General features: G+C 35.2%; 9 protein-coding genes and 1 pseudogene. 5 read left to right on the top strand and 5 right to left on the bottom strand.

The annotated features are described in order from the left end of the window. Window positions 1-5: 5 nt before the first annotated feature. From tssC to tssG, 4 genes are read left to right on the top strand one after another with little or no spacing between them, the layout of a single operon-like run. On the top strand, window positions 6-1,484 hold the full coding sequence (gene tssC / locus AAFX60_017760; GenBank protein ID XDF79028.1) for a type VI secretion system contractile sheath large subunit: 1,479 nt from the start codon (window positions 6-8) through the stop codon (window positions 1,482-1,484). 59 nt (window positions 1,485-1,543) lie between these two features. Next, window positions 1,544-1,954 (top strand): type VI secretion system baseplate subunit TssE, encoded by a 411-nt coding sequence (gene tssE, locus AAFX60_017755; GenBank protein ID XDF79027.1) that lies wholly within the window; start codon window positions 1,544-1,546, stop codon window positions 1,952-1,954. Window positions 1,955-1,966: 12 nt separating this feature from the next. Further along, window positions 1,967-3,715, top strand: coding sequence for a type VI secretion system baseplate subunit TssF (tssF, locus tag AAFX60_017750; protein XDF79026.1), 1,749 nt, complete (start codon window positions 1,967-1,969; stop codon window positions 3,713-3,715). Beyond that, entirely contained in the window at window positions 3,712-4,710 is a 999-nt protein-coding gene (gene tssG / locus AAFX60_017745) for a type VI secretion system baseplate subunit TssG (protein XDF79025.1), read from the top strand. The genes tssF and tssG overlap by 4 nt, the downstream gene beginning before the upstream one ends. A gap of 71 nt (window positions 4,711-4,781) precedes the next feature. Here the strand turns inward: tssG and AAFX60_017740 are convergent. The 5 genes and pseudogenes from AAFX60_017740 to AAFX60_017720 form a co-directional block, all read right to left on the bottom strand. Next, window positions 4,782-5,230, bottom strand: a pseudogene (locus tag AAFX60_017740) (Lrp/AsnC family transcriptional regulator). Between the two features lie 35 nt (window positions 5,231-5,265). Further along, window positions 5,266-8,664, bottom strand: a complete 3,399-nt coding sequence (tssM, locus tag AAFX60_017735) for a type VI secretion system membrane subunit TssM (GenBank protein XDF79024.1) — start codon at window positions 8,662-8,664, stop codon at window positions 5,266-5,268. Between the two features lie 34 nt (window positions 8,665-8,698). Next, complete coding sequence (locus AAFX60_017730) at window positions 8,699-9,268, bottom strand: hypothetical protein (protein ID XDF79023.1); 570 nt, start codon at window positions 9,266-9,268, stop codon at window positions 8,699-8,701. Between the two features lie 152 nt (window positions 9,269-9,420). Next, complete coding sequence (locus AAFX60_017725) at window positions 9,421-10,005, bottom strand: type VI secretion system ImpA family N-terminal domain-containing protein (protein ID XDF79022.1); 585 nt, start codon at window positions 10,003-10,005, stop codon at window positions 9,421-9,423. Between the two features lie 235 nt (window positions 10,006-10,240). Then, entirely contained in the window at window positions 10,241-11,170 is a 930-nt protein-coding gene (locus tag AAFX60_017720; protein XDF79021.1) for a peptidoglycan DD-metalloendopeptidase family protein, read from the bottom strand. A 246-nt stretch (window positions 11,171-11,416) separates the two neighbouring features. Here AAFX60_017720 and AAFX60_017715 point away from each other — a divergent pair, with 246 nt between their 5' ends. Then, window positions 11,417-20,158 carry an Ig-like domain-containing protein gene (locus AAFX60_017715; protein ID XDF79020.1) on the top strand — a complete coding sequence of 2,914 codons (8,742 nt, stop codon included), beginning with the start codon at window positions 11,417-11,419 and terminating at the stop codon, window positions 20,156-20,158. The last annotated feature ends 19 nt before the right edge of the window (window positions 20,159-20,177 follow it).

The following is a 20,177-nucleotide window of genomic DNA, read 5'->3' as shown; positions in this document are numbered from 1 at the left end:
GTATTATGACAGCAGAAGCACAAGCTCCAGAGCAAGAAGCAGCACTCGTTGAGTCTGGTTCATTACTAGATAGTATTCTTAATGAAACTCGTTTAAAACCAAGTGATGAAGGTTTTGATGTCGCTAAGCGCGGCGTAGAAGCGTTTATTGGTGAGTTACTAAGTACAAATACATCAGATAAAGTTGATCAGTCGCTAGTTGATTTGATGATTTCTGAAATCGATCAGAAACTATCAAAACAAGTTGATGCAATTTTGCATAACAAAGAAGTACAAGCTATTGAATCAACATGGCGTGGTCTAAAGTACTTGGTCGATCATACTGACTTCCGTGAAAACATTCAGATTGAATTGATTTCAGCGAAGAAAGACGAAGTATTAGATGATTTTGAAGATGCTCCAGAAGTTGTTAAATCGGGCCTTTATAAGCAAATTTATACTCGTGAATACGGTCAATTTGGTGGTAAACCTGTTGGCGCGGTTATCTGTGATTTCCAAATGTCAGCGTCATCTCCTGATATTAAACTAATGGAATACATGGCTAATGTTGGTGCAATGTCACATGCCCCATTTATTACATCAGCGTCGGCTAAATTCTTTGGGCTAGATAGCTATGAAGAATTACCAAATTTAAAAGATCTTAAGTCAGTATTTGAAGGTCCACAATACACGAAATGGCGTGGGTTCCGTGAACATGAAGATGCACGTTATGTTGGTCTTTGTACTTCACGTATGATGCTTCGTACTCCTTACTCAGTAGAAGATAATCCAATCAAAGCATTTGATTATAATGAACACGTAAAAGATGGCCATGATAACTACTTATGGGGTAACTCAGCTTACGCAATGGCATCTAAGATCAGTGAATCTTTTGCTAAGTATCGTTGGTGTCCAAATATCATTGGTCCACAAAGTGGTGGTACAGTATCTGATCTTCCAGTATATAATTACGAGTCAATGGGACAAATTGAAACTAAGATCCCAACAGAGATTTTAATTTCTGATCGTCGTGAATACGAGTTAGCAGAAGAGGGCTTTATTGCGCTTACTATGCGTAAAGGTTCTGATAATGCAGCATTCTTCTCTGCAAACTCGGTACAAAAAGCAAAAGTATTCCCGAATACGCCAGAAGGTCAGCAAGCTGAAATGAACTACAAATTAGGTATTCAATTACCTTATATGTTCATTATTAACCGTTTAGCACATTACATTAAAGTACTTCAACGTGAACAGATTGGTTCATGGAAAGAGCGTTCTGACTTAGAAATCGAGCTAAACAAATGGATCCGTCAATACGTTTCTGATCAAGAGAATCCACCAGCAGAAGTACGTGGTCGCCGACCTTTACGTGCTGCAAAAGTCGAAGTATCTGAAGTTGAAGGCGATCCAGGTTGGTACAAAGTATCAATGTCAGTTCGTCCACACTTTAAGTACATGGGTGCAAGTTTTGATTTATCTTTAGTTGGAAAATTAGATCAAAACTAATTTACAGTGCATTTATAAGCGATCAGATTTCTGATCGCTTATTTTTTTAAGAAGAAACTATGGAAAAAGGTTATCGATTACTTGAGCGAATCGAATTAGGTGAGCCTAAAAATTGTTACGAAAAAGTCGTTTCACATAAACATTTGATTGAATCTATTCATCTTCACCTTGCTGATTTACTTAATACTCATGCTGGAAATGCGATGATAGATAACGATTACGGATTACCTGATTTTAATGATGTGTTATCCAATAACACCAATTTAGTTCGTAATATTCAACAGAACATTAAAGCATCGATTGAAAAGTTTGAACCAAGAATGCGTAACGTTGAGGTTCACTATCGTCATGATAACAATAACCCACTTCAACTTGGCTTTGGGATCGGTGGGGAAGTGATTCATAACGGTGGTAAAGTCCCAATGGCGATTAATATCTTTATGGGCGTCGACGGTCAATTTAATGTGTAGTAGGAGTTAATAGTGAGCAATAGCAAATATTTTCAAGATGAGCTTACTTATCTAAAAGAAGCGGGCAGTGAATTCGCAAAATATCACCCTAAACTGACGCACTTTTTATCTGAAGGTACATTTGATCCTGATGTTGAACGTTTATTAGAAGGCTTTGCTTTTTTAACTGGTCGTGTTCGTGAAAAAATTGATGATGAATTGCCAGAATTAACCCAATCACTTATTTCTCTTCTTTGGCCACATTACATGCGATCTGTGCCTTCAATGTGCATTAGTGAATTGGTTCCTCATTCAGGTAGTGTGACTGAAAAAATTATTGTTGAACGTGGTGCAGAGATGGCAAGTGAGCAAGTGGAAGGGACTCAATGTCAGTTTCGAACTTGCTATGATGTTGCTTTATACCCGTTATCTATTCAACAAATAGAGCAGAACAACAGTAGAACTAACTCATCTCTACATTTGACGATTGCAGCGAACAATGGTTTAGAGCTATCAAGAATTAAATTAGATACATTACGATTTCACTTACATGGTGAGCAGCATATTACACGTAGCTTATATTTATGGCTTTTTCGTTATTTAGAATATGTGGAATTAGATGTTGGTGGTGGATATAAGCACCGTTTGCGTGCAGACCAAGTCGTTCCTGTTGGTTTTGGAGATGACGAAGGGATATTGCCATACAGTAAAAACTCTTTCTCAGGATATCGCTTGCTGCAAGAATATTTTTCCTTGCCTGATAAATTTATGTTTTTTGATTTAAAAGGACTTGAATGGTTAAGTGGTATCCCGCAAAGAAGTACAGTTAAGATCTCTTTTGCGTTTTCTAGAGCACTTCCGTCAGAAGTTATTGTTAAAAATAAACATTTTAAATTACATTGTACGCCTAGTGTTAATTTATTTGAAAAAGATGGTGACCCTATTCGACTCGATCATCAACTAAATGAATACAAAGTGCGCCCACAAAGCGCAAATCAAGAGCATTATGAAGTGTATTCTGTTGAGAGTGTTGAAAGCTGGAGTAAGGCAGAGCGTTGTCGTAAGAAATTAATTGAATTTGAATCTTTCGAGCATCAAATAAATCAAAGAGACAAGCGTGATTTTTATAAAACAAAAGTTAGTGAGCGCGTTAATGGGCGAGGGTTAGAGCGTTATATTTCATTTCATTCACATAATAATCAAGTCTCTGAACTAGGATCAGAAACAGTATTAATGAAGTTAGTGTGTAGCAATGCTGACTTGGCAGAGCGTTTATCTGTTGGCGATATTATTTATACAACACACAAATCACCGACTTATGCGACGTTTACAAATATAACGAAACCTACTCAATCCGTTAGCCCACAAGTTAATGGTGAACTTCAATGGCAGTTGATTGCAAACATGTCTCTCAACTACTTATCATTAGCAAATATTGACGTACTCAAGGTTTTATTATCAACCTATGATTATCAATCGCGTGTAGATAGGCAAGCACATAGAGCTTCAATTCATCGTTTAGACGGTATTAAATCGGCCACGATGTCACCTACAGATCGTGTATTTAGAGGTGTTGCGATTCGAGGTGTGAAATTTAAAGTGGGAATGAATTCATCTTATTTTGTTAATGAAGGGGATATGTATTTACTTGCGAGTATTTTAAATGAATTTATTCGTTTGTATTCCAGCATCAACTCATTTACTGAACTTGAAGTGATAGATGAACATACTGGGGAAATGTATGACTGGCCAAGTTTAAGTGGGCAGCAAACTATATTATGATTCAATATATTGTTAACAAACCATGCGATTATAGTTTCTTTCAAGCGGTGTCTTTACTTGAAAAACACTATCAAAATTTACCTGGTATTGAATATAAAGCTATTGGTGAGAACCAATACGTAAAGAATGAGTACATTCAATTTAGCGTATCTCCAAAACTTAGCTTCCCTAAAAGTGATATAGAATTTATTTCTGAATTTGAACGTAACGATGCTGTCTATACACAAATAGAAGTTAACTTTATGGGACTTCATGGTGTAAGTTCACCATTACCAGCTTCGTATACGGAAAAGTTAGCAGGAAGAGATCCTGATGATAATCCAGTAAAAGAGTTTTTTGATTTTTTCCATCACAGATACATCAGTATGCTTTATCGAGTATGGAAAAAATATCGGTATCATATTCAATATAAGAGTGATGCTAAGGATCCGTTCTCAGGTAGGTTATTACATTTAGTTGGATTATCTAGCGTAATTCAAGAAAGTAGTGAGGTCGATTTAGACAGAGCGAAATTACTTTCCTATGTTAATCAACTTTCGACGCGTACACGTTCACCAAAACTTGTTTCTGGTATCGTTTCCCATTACTTTTCGCTTTCAAATGTATACATAGAAGAATGGGTATACAGACGAATTACTATTGCGGCTTCTCAACGTAATTGTCTTAATCGAAAGAATTGTCAATTGGGTGGTGACTTCCATTTAGGACAGAGTATGGCGGATTTAACTGGCAAGTTTAATCTGTGTATTGATGATATTGATTTCGATACCTATGTGAAATTTTTGCCTGGTGGTGCGTTACATGAAACGTTAATTGGACTAATGAAGTTTATTTTGTGTGATCCGATGGCGTGGGATTTAAAACTAACTGTACGAAATAAGTCTTTACCTATAAATCAATTAGGTGATGGCTTAGGAAATGAGCTTGGACAAACATTTTGGTTAGGAACGACAAAAGGGGAGGAGACGAAAATTAAAATAGTAGGCAGTAACTAAAGGTGTAGAAAACGATCAATAAGTTGGCGCTTATTCATCGCTTCCTAAACCTTGTTAAATAGTGGAAAAGCTTATCGACACACTGGCTGGTGCAACACGATGGTATTTTTCACTTCTTTTATGCCCGATAACGATTCGATTTCGCTACATAAGTAATGAATTCGGTGTAAATCGGGCGCTTCAATTAAACAGATAATATCGTAAGTTCCTCCAACAATACTCGTCATCTTCACTTCTGGAATTTCTTTTAATCCATCAGAAACACTGTCTTTTTGTCCTTTATTACATGAGATAAGTAAATAAGATGATGCATTTTCATCTTTATTTCCCATGCGGATTTGCGCTGTATATCCTTTAATGATCCCGTTTTCTCAAGTCGGTTTATACGTTCAGCAACCGCTGTTCGAGATAAACCTACGTTACGCGAAAGATTCGCAATAGACTCTCTACCGTTTGATAATAGATTAGAGATAATTCTTCTATCTAATTTATCCAAGCCTTGTAGATTCATGTTTGACATGTTGTTCCCTGCCTTTATGGGTGGTATTTTTATACTTATTTTTTGTTGATTACTTCTGGCAGCTTAAAGTTTGCAAGCTCAGCGAAAGTAAAAGGGTTATTTTGTGTCAAAGGCGTAAATAGCATGCTGATGTCACGTCCTGACACATTTATATGACTTACAAAATTTGTATTTGTAATGTCAGATAAGGTTGATTCGCCTAGTAGGCGATATATAGCCCATTGACCATTTTTAGATAAGGTGTGTTGCTTACCTTCATCAGTTACGTCTTGTAGGGTAAATTTAACTTCAAAATCACCGCCTTTTGGTGGCCATTGAAGTTCTTGTACCTTACTTGGTCCATGGTAGTAGCTCATTATTGTGCTGCCAAAGTTAATATTAGCTCTAATGGCACTTGAATCTAAGTCGATGACCTTTGCATTAAAAGGAATAAATACTTTATTTGTGCTTTTGTTGATCATCGTGTTACGAATAATATTGTAGTTTTTTAATTGAACTAAAAATTGAGGGGATAAGTACATTATCTGCCCATCAACGCGTTTAGCTGTCCACAAATTAATGTCGTAAAATGGTGCTAAGTTATCCTTAATAAAGACATCGAGTACTCCACCTGTCGCAAATAATTGTTCAAAATCTTCAAGAGATATTTCTTCGGTAGCTGAGGTATTGAATGGGTAACGATTTAACCCCGTTGCCTTAAAAATACTATAAACTTCACTATACCAACGTGTTTGGATACCTTTAGTGGCCTCAACAATCATGACTGACCATGTTTGATTCACTATATCTAACAGCCAGCTTCTTACGGGCTCTGGCGATTTCTGTGCAATTTGTTTCAAGCGCACTAATGGGTCTGCTTCTGCTCTATTCATTCGAGCTCTAGCAGCGTCGAGTGCCGCTTGATGGACATTGGGGGAATCAGCAATGTCTTTTACATACGTTCTTACTTGGTTTAATGAAGCAACAATATCATCCCATGGTGTAGGAGAGTTTTTTGTTTCACTAATTTGTAGCTGGTTAAGCAAAGTAAAGGCTTGCTCTACACGAGACATTAAAACGTAATCAGGTTCTATAATCTCTTTAACTGCATCTGTAGCTGTTTCTAAAGCACCCTTTAGATCTTTTTTTGCATCCATCAAAGAAGTGATGTCAGCCGTTGAAGAAAACTGTGTATTCGAATACAGCTGTTTTAATACGGTTGTCATCGGAGATGATGGACCAGAAATTAGGTCGATTGCATTATTCAAGTCGTAAATGTTTGAAAAGTTTTTAATCTTTAATTCACTTAGTGCATTACGCCAATAGTTGATGTAGTCATCAGTGTATTTTTTACGCACATCACTTTTAAAATCTTTTTGCTCATCATCAGTAGGGATTATATGTTGAGATAAACCAAGTACCCAGTTATCCGCGATAACACGTTTTGACAAAAGATCAATGTGCGGACGATAGAATGAACTAAAACCAGATGCAGTATATACCTTGCTGATTTGTAAGTTACTTTCGGTAGTTGGTTTTTCAAATATATTAGTAAAATCAAAACCAACGGCTCTTTGAATGTCTAACGTATCTAAATCAATGCTTTTCGCTTGATCTAAAATTTGAGCATAGACTAAATCAACATTTGATTTTGCCAATAGACTACGACGGGTAGCACGAACGAGATCCATATTTATATCAATAGGAGCAAATTGAGTTCTGAAGTACGCATCAAGGTAATTCATGGTATTTTCAACTGTAACAGAGTCATTACTTAGTGTTGATAACACATCAAAGGTCTGTTGCTTTAAATAGGGAATATCACGTTTGCTTGGATCGTTCAGCATCAAATATCCTTTTAACAAGGGCAATGACGTAGATACTGAATTTTGATTTTTAGTTAATAAGTTCTCATAACCTTCAGAAATAACAGGCATTAAAAATTCATCTATTTGCGCAATTAGGGCATTGTATGCAATTTTTGTTGTAGGCTCTAAACGGCTAACGTTCATGGTCAACATTTCTTCATCTAAAGCGCGATTACCGCTTAACCATGCTGAATAAGTTGGTGAAATGGCCTTTTGAGCATTGATTAATTTGGCAGTAAAATCTTTGCTGTGGTAATCAGCAAGATCTGTATCTTCAACTTGAATTAATTGGTTAATAACTCGTAAGTTACTATCAAGTGCTTGGAATAAGAAATATCCGCCACTAGTAAGCAATATAGCTGAAGCAGTAAAAGCGATACGGCTATGTTGTTGAATACGCTTTAGGTAATGCTGGTTTTCAGCAGAATAATCAGACTCAGGTAATACCTTTGCGTCTACTAAGAAGCGGGTAAAATAAGGCGTTTCAGTTAATTGGCCATGCTCAGATGCAATAATCGGTAAATTGAAATAGTTGCTACAACTTTTAGCTAATAGGTTATATTTTCGGCCACCTTGTAAACTAGAGCTAAAAAACACTTCACGAATATCAACGGAGTAGGTACCTTGATTTAATTCATTCAAACGCTCGATAATGCGAGATATTTCTTTCTCACATAGTTCAAATTGTTTAGGAAAAGCTAAAATTGTCTGTTTTTCATCAGGATTGTTAGTGTACGACGATGAGTCAAGGGCATTAGATTCCATTACTTTCACTATGTTTTTATAGCTGTCACGGAAATAATCTAAAATGGCACCTTTCGCGTCTTTTAGTGGAATAGCTAAAAACTCAACGCTCGATTTAAGAGGGCTGAAGTGAATGTATTCTTTAAAACCTTCCAATTTATCTAACTTGGTCATAATAAGATACAGAGGTAATGTTGCACCTGTCGTTTCTTTTATAGATTCCAGTCTTTGGAGTAGGGCATTTAATGTGTAATCAGTTTGTTCATCGTCATGTACGATTAAAAATTCAAAATCAATTAATAACATACAGCCCGCAAAAGGCTTACGAGGTTTATGTTTGATCACTTCATTAATTAAAGCATCCCACAGCAAACTATCATTACTCGATATTTCTTGAAAAGTTAGTCGATGGTTAGGCTTGATGTATACAGCTGAATCGGATTCTGACCATTCAAAGAAATCATTTTTAACGTTTTTCACTTTATCCATTGGTTTAATGGCGTTTGAAACATTCAAGAATTGATTTTTACCTGATCCTTTATTACCAAGAACAAGATACACTGGTTTCTTTCCTGCTTTATTAAGCAGAGGTTTTAAAACCATAGATAGTGTATCTTCTTCTGTTTCGATATTTTGATGGCTTTTGCTTTTACGTTTTTTTATGTAAAGAGTCAGGTTAAAAATAGCGTAGATGGAAAAAATGACACCAAGCATCCCCCATAATAAACGTAGGTCTGCTTGATTGAACCATAAGTAATATACACCAACTAAAAGTAATGCAAAAAATGCTGAAATTACTGTCGATAAAATGAAAGGTGTTCTAGCCAAAGTATTTTTAATCATAATTATTTTTTATATTGTTTAAATTTAAGCCAACTTACTGCTGAATGTTTTTTCGTATTGTATTCAATTTGTGTTGATAAACATTAAGTAAATATTGAGTGCGATTTAGCTCTTCTAATGAGTTTTGTTTTTCAGCGTATTCAATTCTTCCTAATAAAGGGAAGAGTGAATTACTGTAACTGTATGCTTTAACAATATTTTCGTCTGAATTATGATTTTTTGCATTGGCAAATATCGTCCTTGATTTAAGAAAACGTCGATGAATATCACTGTATTCATTTTCAAAATTAGCACGCTGCTGATTGAATTCATGTTCTAATTTTTTGACAGCTGCAGAGTCAGGGTATAATTTTTTTAAATTGTGATTTAACGTAGCTAATTCATTAATTTTATTGACTTTTGTTGAGGTGATTTCCCAGTTTTTATTTAAATGTAAAGCTTGTTCTATTAGTGCAGTCTTTACGTATTGTTTAACAGCATCATCTTTATTTTCTAGTTGAGATATCAAAGGATTAATGGTTGTTAAGTCTGATTTTTGGATATTAATAAGTACCGTACTTTTCTGATTGTCAGCGTAGAAAAAGTGCCCGAACAATAATGTCAAGATAAAGATAAACGCCAGCGAAATTGTTACAATTGGCTTTATATTTTTATCTTTTTCGGCATGACTAATAGACTGAACTTGAACTGCCTTTTTACCATCATCTCTTGGTGGGAGAGAAACATTAACGTTAATACCTGAATTGCTCTGTTTTTCTATAGCTTCTTTTTGAGACGTTGTTCTTCTAAGGTCAAATTTGTTGTTTGGATTTCTTCAATCCACTGAGAAAATATACGTCTAATTACTCCAAGTGAAGGGCTTTTATTGCCATAATGAGAACGGAGTTCTTCTTCTATTTTTAATGTTAATTTGTGCCCAGTTTCGATAAGTACTAGATCAGTAGGGGATACTTTTAATGTTTTCTGCTTTTTTATGACATGTTCAGTTAACCACTCAAATGCACCCATTCGAGCTGTAGTTTTATTTACATCAGGGTATCCTGAATGCCAATAAATAACGCAGATATCTAATAAAGCGTTTAAACCGTTAACTAACCCTTTTAATCCATCAATATGGGTTGCTGAAACAGTATAATAACAAGCACATCTAATATCTTTACTTTCTGTTTCTAAAATGTTTCTTGATAGTTTGAAAACATTTTTCCAAGATATCTTAGAAGTAACCGTATTCAATTTGTTAACTTCACGTTTAATTTCAGAAAAATTATCCAATGAGTTAGGGTTTATACCTGAAGGTGTTTCTTTAGATATAGGACGTCGCGCAAAATCAGAAAGATTCATATTAAACTTTAAACCTAGCATTCTATATTTATTGAGGTTTATATTTTTTACCTCTATTTATAATATGGCGTGATTGTACTCCTAAATATAAAAAATCCCATAAAAAAAGCAGTATTTACTAGTCATTTACTCTAATTGTGATCTTGCGCAAGTTAAGACAGGTGTGCCAAAAATGATAAATTGTATAAACATTCATGGCGCCTATATTAATTTGTTCTAATATTTGGAATCAAGATCATGCTTCTTTTAATATTTTTGTTATTAGTGTTTTAGATAAGTTTATGCATTTTAATAGTTTTTTCTGATTTTTATTATTAAGTGGCATTTCTATATTATTATGTAGTTTTGTGAAATCTTGTGGAATATTGTTAACAATATATTCAAAATGTAAGTGAGGTCCTGTTGTTCTGCCTGAATTGCCTGTCTTTCCTATTATCTCTCCTTTATATACATGGTCTCCTTTATTTACGTATCTATCATTAAGGTGGAGGTATCGTGTTGTGATGCCATTATTATGCTTAATCGTTATAAAATTGCCGGCAAGAGGGTGGTATTCTGATCTAGAAACAATCCCCTTAGAAACAGACATCACAGGAGTCCCTATTGGTGTTGCGTAATCAGTACCTACATGTGCTTGAACAATACCAACGACAGGGTGTTTACGTTTTTTAGAGAAATGAGAACTAATTCGAAATAGGTTACCAGTTGGTAAAATGAGTTTACTAGAAGATAAGTTAACACCTAACTCATTGTAGTATAAACCATTGTTTGCAAGTTGGATCGTGTGGAGTCGATTGTTTTCTGTGTAGAAAAATGAACGGATATGAGATGTGTCTTTATCTAAAACAATTGAGTATGGTGTGCCATCTTCAATACCATCAATAAAGTTAACGCTATTATGTAATGCTTCTGTAAAAGAAAATATCTGTTTACTTGTTAACCCTGCATTTAGTGCAGAGCTAAAAAATGAGTCGTTTATTGTTCCATTTATAACCAGATTATCAGATTTTTGTTTTTCCTTATCGGAAACGTTTTTTTGAGATGAAGTGGAAATTTGGGAGACATTTGTAACGTCTGAATGATTAGATGAAAAATATAATAGAGAAATAGATAAAATAATAAATGCAAGATTGATACTAATAAAAGTAAGGTATTTCAACTTCATCTTTTGATCTTAACTGGAAAATGAAGGCATTCTACACTATTTATTTTAATTATGAAGTGGGTGTGTATTGGATAATATGACGGTCGTTTTTGTTATTAAGGTTTAATTAATGAACGTGCAATAGTAAAAATAACTATCTTTATAGTTATTTTTACTATTTGTATGGTTTATGTGTCACGTTGTCATTTATTTACTAATAAATATAATGCATGCAGTCTTATAACTACAACTCGCTTTTATATATTTATGCGTATATTTTCATTTTTAAAACTGTGTGCTGGGCTAGGCTTAATTCTATTAATTTCATCATGTGGTGGTGAAAGTAAAGATACTTCTCCACCTAAACGAGAAACGACATCAGTATCAGGGATTTTATTTGATGCTCCAATTGCTGGTGCGCGAGTTGTACTATGGGAATATGCTAATGGAGCTATTGGTAAAAAGTTAGGAGAAACACGAACCTCATCTAAAGGAGATTACTCCATGGAGGTGAATAGTGGTTCTATGCCTGTACTTCTTCAAGCTTTTGGTGGTGCCTATACTGATCCTGCCACAGGAGAAGTTGTTTATGAAGGTGATGGTAAGACACTTAAGTTTGAATCGACAGCGTATTTTTATGAAAATAAAGCGAATCGAATAATGTTGACTCCGTTATCTTTAATATCTAAAGGGCTTGCTGATTATAAAATTCACAAATTAGGAATGAACGCTGAAGGTGCAATTGATAGTGCCAATTCAACTATTAGCAGCATGTATGGTTTTGATGTCATTACTGTTGAACCAATTGATATTGTTAAAGGAGGGCAAAGTGCTTACGTTACCGCTGGGCATCAATATGGAGCATACCTTACCGCATATTCAGTTTTTTCAAGTGATTTAATTAAAAAATATCCAGCGTCTGATAGCAGTAGTATTTATACTTCATTTACACTAAGTGACATCATGTACCGAGATATTAGTGCTGATGGTCAATTGGATGGTTATGAAACGGATAATATTAGTGGATTAGACAAAAAGATTTCTTTTGGTAAAGAGTCTGTATCAGTCGAGACATATACTAATATTCTTTCGCAATATATATTGATTACAGTTAACAATAATAGGCTTAATGTTTCTGGTACGAATCCTAATGATTATAAACCGTTTGCAAGTAAGGTAAATAAGCTAGGTACAACACCTGAGACCATGACAGTTTTCCCTCCGAGAACTGAAGTCCCTATTGATGATACTGAACCAACGGTTGAACGAAGTGATAAGGATGTTTTAGTTCGATTAGACTCATTAGATCTTTTAGTGAAAGATAATGTAGGTACTAAATCATTAAGAGTTTCTCTGCAGTATCAAGATGATCTTGGTTGGTCAACTGAATTCGCATGTCCTGAAGTTGGTTTCGGCGATGGTTACTGCAACATTAACACCGATACTTTTATTGAAGGTGCACGTGAAAATAAAGCATCTATCTTGATCGATACTATTAAACTAGATGCAATTAGTGAGACTATCACAGATGCAAAACTGGTTGTGTACGCTGAAGATATTGTTGGAAATGAAAATACAACACCTTACGAAATTCCTTTTAAATGGGATAACTTCGCTCCAGTGATTGAAATTGAATCTGCCACCACTTTTAACCCAAGTTTAGGACATGATTATTTACTTGAAGGGTTTGTGAAAGAGGATTCTTCAAAAATGAGTGAATTCACTGTTAGTTTTAATAATGGTGAACCTCAACCTGTCACTTGTCATGAGCGCCCTGCTGAGCATGGTTATGAATGTACGTTCCAAGAAAGTTTTGGAAAAGAACTTTTCTCAAACGCCTTATCTAAGTTTTCTTTAATTGTTACTGATGAAAATGGGAACAGAAGTGAAACTATTCATAATGTTCTTTCTGATACAACTAAACCTAACCAAGCTATATCATATCCCGATACACCGATGAGTTTTATTCAAGTGGTAAACAATGTTCGACAAGAGCTCATTGAATCCTATAGTTCCAGTTCATTTTCTACTATTGATCTTGCTAATAAATTCTTAAATATCCCATATCGATATGCAAAGGATGGTTTATTAATTAGCCATTCTACGGTTGATTATGAAAATTTTGATCCAGCAATTTTAAATATAAATAAAATCCCGTACATAAAAGTTAAAGTTTCTGATCCTATTGAAGGGGCTGTTTCTGGTGAAAATTTAGGCACTTCCGCTGAAAAGTTAATTTTGCGTGTTGATTACAAAGCAACGGAAGACGGGCAAAGTTCTCCTTCTGAGAGTAATGCTGTCACAAGTGCTGATTCTAATACGATTCCTCATGAGACAATTAACTTCGACGAAAATGGTTATGCGAAAGAAGTTATATATTATATTCCGTATACAAAGGAGATCTTTGGTAATGGTTTCCGTTCTGTCGGAGAAAATCATGTACAAGAAATAACGCTAACAACTACCGATGGCTCTGGAAACGTTTCGGCGAAACAAACGATGTCATTTAGAACGACATTCAACTTACCTGAAATAAAAGTTGTTACCCCATTTATTAATGCAACTGCGAGTTTTGAAGTTTATGCGGATAATGGGTCAACACAGCTAATTGCAACATGTACAACTGAACAAAAATCATTAATTAGTGATCCTAATATTATGGCTTTGGATGTTGCTGGTTGTTCTATTAATTCTGAGTACATTGGCGAAGTTATAAAAGTTTCACTTTCTAGTAAACTAGATTCAACCATACACAACAAATGGTCTCGAAAAGAGCAACAAGTTGCTTATTTGGATTCTGATTCAGGTTTTTCGGCTCATGTGTTGGTTAATGAAGGACAAAATGTATACATAACAGAATTAGCAGTGTATCAGAGTGGTTTTTTTGACTATTTATGGGAAAAAGAACCAAATAAGAGCAAAGAAAAGGCTAAAGAAATTCTAGCTAAAGTAAATAAGATGCTAACTGAAGGAGACAGTTTCTTTGGATTTAACCCAATTTTAACAGCGTATGCTACAAATGAAGAGATAGAAGCTCATACACCATCGAATCCAAGTTTGCCATATCAACATAGATACCTGTTGGAGTCTTTAGTTATTCTTTCAGATAAGAGTGCCATTGATGATAGTGTATCATTCGCTAAGTCTTTTTATGATGATTTTTCATTTGACGGGAAACCAAATGGTACCGGTAAAAATGGCGGGATCAGTTTAGGTGGCTATAATTTTAGTGAAAATACCTACCGTTCTGATTTAGCAAATATCTATTTTAAATATTTAACTGATGATCTTTCTATATCGGATTCAATTGCGCTTGCTTATGCAGATAATTATGCAACGGCTAATCCATATTTAGATGGCAGTGCCTTGTTTAGTGACTCTGGTTCTTCTATTGATACGCAACCTCCTTCTGTGACATTAACACCTACTAGTGGTCGTCAAATTCAAAAAAATAATCAATGGTACGTTGCTGGAATCGTGGGCTCTGAATTACTGTTGGAAGATCCATCAGGGATCAATGACACCACTCGACTTCCTGTTTTTGATGCGTCTTGGGTAAACCAAAGTGGAGCTGTAAGTAGCATTTCTGGCATTATTTATAAAGAAGACAGTAGAAATAATCAGTTTACTCAAAGATATAATTTTGATTTTAATACATTAAATCCAACTTATTCAGGTATTGCTTCGTTTAATATGGATGTTAAGGCAGCAGACTCTCATGGTAACGACTATGGATACTCAAGTGCCCCTTATTCAACTATGTATATCATTGATAACAGCGCTCCGACATTTGTGTATGAACCTCCGTTTTCGGCTTTACCTGATTATGATCAAAATACATATTTAAATTTAAACAGCAAACAGAATTTAAACTTTACAGTGACAGATGTTGTCGGTGATAAACCTGACGTTAGACAAATCGTTTTATCTAAAGGGTTAGTAAAACAAACACTAACTAAAGATGATTTTTATGTTAATTCGACAAATCAAATTGTTGTTTCATTATGTAAAAGTTCTGTATGTTCTGATGCTTCTGAAAAAACAGTGGATCTTGATGATGGTGAGTGGTCATTTGCACTAGAAGGCGAAGATGAACTTGGTAATAAGGTAAAAGCTCAAGATATTACAGCACCTAAATACGTACTTAATATTGATTCTTCAAAGCCAGAAGTAACCACAGGAGCAGAAGATAAGTTTATCGGTGGTAACGAAGAATGGAACCCTAATAGTATTATTGAATGGGGATCGTTAAGTGCACCAAAGGATATTCAAGTAAAATTAAATAGACCGGGTGCGAGTTGGATTGATGTTGTTAAATGTTCCGTTGCAGATGGTGAAGTATGTTCGGATTATCCTGCTTATCTAACTGGTGTTGCACCAAATTATCAAATTCAGTTAGTTGCTGAGCATTTTACGCATGGAGTTAATAATCAATTTAAAATTACCGCTATAAATGATGCATATCCAAGTAATACAGGAGAGGGTACACATACTTTTAAAGTAGATAAAGAAGGGCCTAGTATTCTTTTAGCAAATCCATCGTTAACAGATAAAGTGTCGAATGGCAGCCATGTTATGGGACGTAATTTTAATATCAATATTGCGCAAATTACTGATGATTCCGACATTGAAAGTGTCTCTGTATATCAGGAAAAAACAGATGGTAGTCGTATTGCTATTCAAGAAAATACTGCTGTAGTTACGCCAGAGAATCCATTTTCTATCGTATTACGAAATGTTGATACAGATCGTATCGTATTAGCGCCAAATTCTAATTTAGTCGATCTTGTAGTGAAGGCTCAAGATCAATTTGGGTTTACGCGTTTTACAAATAAAATTGGTATGCAATTCGATATTGAAGGGCCAACGCTATCATTAACTAACTACTCACCTTCTGAATATTATCGATCTAATTTTGTATTTAATTTAAATGCACTAGATTTAAGTCTAATCGGCGACACTTCGTCTACAGGTGTTAACCGAGATACCGTAAAGTTTTGGGTTTATACTGGTTCAACGCCACCTGTAGGTGACCCTGGTAGTAAACCTAAACCTGATCATCCTAATGATATCCTATTGGATTCTCCTACTGATGCAAATCTTAAAGTGGAAGCTCAAGATATTAGAGGAAATACAAATTCGGAAATTTTTAATGTAAAAGTAAATGAAACTGCACCTGTTGCAAGTTTAGCCATGGTTTATGCTGATGATGACACAACGGTTCCTAGCGATATTGCTACGTTGAAAAAGGACGTAAAACTGATTTTAACGCTTGAAGATAAAAGTGGTATTGCATCAATTGTTAGCAGCTATCAATTACAAGGTACAACGGGAAGTACTACACTAAATTTTACAAAACAATCAGAAGTCGGTGATACAACGGTATGGGAATCATTAATTAAACCTAATGTTGATGGTACTTATGCTATATCTATCTCTGCAACAAATAATACAAAAGCAAATAATGAAAACGAGTTGCTTAAAGCTAACATTTCTCGCTCTTTAATGGTTCAAACTGAAGGGGTTGAGTTAGCTATTACTTACCCAATTGATTTTACATCGCATATATCAAATAAAGATGTGAATGTTCAGTTTAAGAAAGTAAATGATGGTGGATTAAAGTCATTAGAGTGTTGGGTTCGTGAGAATTATACCAATGATACACCACCAATCGATACTTTGTATTACGCGAAATATAATGAACCAACAACGCCGATTTGTAATATTACGGTAGATAAAAACTTTTTAGACAACCCAGTGCTTATTACTCGAACAATTGGTGCTAATAATGCAGAGAAAGTACAGAAGTTTAGCTTTAAAATGGCTGATGTTGTTGCCCCATATATTAAAGATCAAGCTAGTGGTTATCGATTAAAAGCAGCAGATGTTACTGTTGATTCATCTAACATTAAAAAACTACAGCTTAATATTGACTATATTGACGTAGACTCAAACATTGACTTAACAAAACAACCGACGTTAGAAAAAAATGGTAATACATTTAGTCCCTTAGGCTGTGAGAGATCAACAAGTGATGATTCTCTTGTTCGTTGTACCTATAAGGAAAATTATAATCAATTTATCAATGGTATTGAAACAACGCACTTTGTTAAGGCAAATGGTGTCAAAGATAAAGCGGGCAATGCTATTCAGATAACGCCAATTGATAAGAGTATATTACAGTTGATTATTCCAACAGGAGACTTTGAAGCAGATGTGACGAGTTTAGTTGATAACCAGTATATTGATGGAAAGTCGATAGAATTTGCTTTTAAAGTTAAGTTATTTGACGAGTCAAGATTGGAAGATGTGGTCGTTTCATTAGCTGATACTGACTATACATTTAGTAATGACCCTGATAAGCATTTTTCTGATTTTATAGTATGTGCAGATGATGCCACAGCTACATGTTCTACATTTAAAGGTCTACTTCCAGATGATTATGCAAAAGATAATGTGGTTATCAAGTTACTTGCAAAAGATGTATGGGGTAAAACTGCTAAGGATTCTCTGACTGTGCTTCTTGATAATGAAGCTCCAACAATTGAAGATACATATCAATTAAGTCAATCGCCAATAGCTGATAAGATCCGTGCTACTTTTGATCTATACGATAATATTTCAGGTAGTGGATTAAGAGAAGTTATCTATGAAATTAAAGATATTAACTTTAAAGAAGAGAAAACGTCTGATTTTACCTTTATCGATTTAGATGAGAGTCAAATTGAAGGACTTGATTCCTTAAATGCTATAATTTCAGCTACAGATAATGTTGGTTTAAAGAGTACTAAGCAAATCACCCTCGATTTGAGTAAGCCTGAATTGACATTGGATTTTATCGGTAATTCAGAATTGCAGGGTAATAAAATTGCTCTGAAAGAACGATTACAAGATTTAACGATTAAAGCTACATCGGCCAATTCAATTACGATGTCGAATTACACGTTAAAACTAGTAAATAACAAAGGGGAGATTCCTGTAACTGGCTCATTTATTGGTGATACTGCGAGCGGTCAATTTACATTTAATGACGGTCAGCAAGGTCAATACACATTAATTTTAACAGCAACTGATAATATTGGACGTGACATTACTACTTTCATTTACAAAGGTATGACTTTCGGTGATGCAGGTGCTAATAGCTATGTAGATTTTGTAGCTCCAATGGTTGGTGCAGTACAAGGCGAGCAAATGACATTTGTACCTAGCAGTGGTTATTACCAGTACAATGTTAAATCAATGGTGAGTGATGCGAATTTAAATGAAAACCGTGTTACATCAACATTGAAAACTGGTTCGCAAACATATACACCGCAATCGGTAACAAAACCGACCGATCCTACAGAACCATTTATTTTCCATTATTTGGTTCCTGCTGGTGACTACACGGCGACAGTGATTGCGGAAGATTATATTAGTCAAGAGACAAGTAATACAGGTGCTATGAAGGTTACGGCAGCGACAACACCGTCACTCAGTATTACAAGTAGTGCAAATGATTTAGGTTCAGAGGCACAATCAACCATTACATTTACTTTTACAGAAGATGTAATTGGTTTTACTAAAGATGATGTAACGGTAGTGGCGAGTGACTCAGGGGCTACAGGAGCTCTAGACTTCAGCGGTTGGGCTGCAGGACCAGCAAAAGTTTGGACTGCTGTATATACCGCACCAAAAGGTCAAAATAAATCTGTCATTATTTCTGTAGCTGATGGCAGTTATACAAGTACGATTACTATGCCAGGTATTGGAGCATCTAAAGAGGTTAATGTGCTTGGGTTGTTACCTTCAGTCTCAGACGTTGTGTTCGATCCAGTTCATGCAAATAATGGAGATACAGTGAAAGTCACTGTTGATTTTTCTACGAACGTAACAAATGCTTCGGCTCATTTAGGTGCTAATGCTGTTACGTGGACAGAAGGCGTAAGTACGGCAAAATGGATTGGTACAGTTGACGTCCCTGCTACTCTAAATGCTCAGCTTTCATTAACTGTTACGGGCTATGTGGATACTAATGGTAATGTGGGGGATGCTGATACTAGTGGGATTTTATATTTAACACCTTCAATTGCAATTAATACAATCTCGGATGGACTTATTAATGAAAGTGAAGCTGCGAATGTGGTTATAACGGGTAGTTCGACTCGTTTTAGTTCAGGTGATAATTTAACACTATCTTTTAGTAATTCTGCAGATAGCACCGCTATTCCTTCAGAATCTGTAACTATTGATGGTAGTGGAAACTGGACTACGTCAGCATTAGATATGAGCTCTTGGCTTGATGGTACAATTACCGTGGAAGTAACCGGAACTAATCAACATAGCATTGCGGCGGCATCTGTCTCTGGTACTGTAACGTTGAATAAAGCAAAACCTACAGTTTCAAGTGTTGTAATAACACCAACAACACCCTTAAATAATAGTAGTGTTCAAGTTACGATTAGATTTAGTGAAAATGTATCTAATGTTGTAGCGTCTTTAGGGCAACCAATTGATTTTAGTTCTGTAACAGCACCAGCTACGGAGTGGATAGGTACTATCTCTTCTTTAAATGTTGGTGTTGAAAGTTATAAAGAATTAATCGTTTCTGCTGGTTATGAAAATGCGATTGGTAATCAAGGTAATGTGCATAGTGAGCAAGTTGCTGTAACTCCTGAGATTATATTAGATTTGATAGCTGGAGATGATGTTATAGGAACAGACCATTCAAATAATTTCATAATTACAGGGACAAGTATGGGGTTTGCTGAAGGTGACAGTATTGATATATATGTAGAGTCTGATCAATTATTTAAAAATTTCAGCCAAACTGTCCAAATACAGTCTGATGGTTCTTGGATGAGTAGGGCAAAAGATATTTCAGGTTGGAGAAATGCTGATATAACTATTACAGTTGACGGTACAAATGCTTCTGGTGTAAATGCAGCAACAGTAAGTAGAACCGTGCCTTTAAATGATAGTGTTGCTTATGTGTATCGTGATGATTGGTTAACAAGAAAGGCTGCATAGTAATTAGTTAGACGTAATA

Origin of the sequence: Aliivibrio fischeri (genome assembly GCA_038993745.2) — a bacterium.
GTDB classification, from domain to species: domain Bacteria; phylum Pseudomonadota; class Gammaproteobacteria; order Enterobacterales; family Vibrionaceae; genus Aliivibrio; species Aliivibrio fischeri_B.
This window is presented reverse-complemented; position numbering and strand designations above follow the sequence as displayed.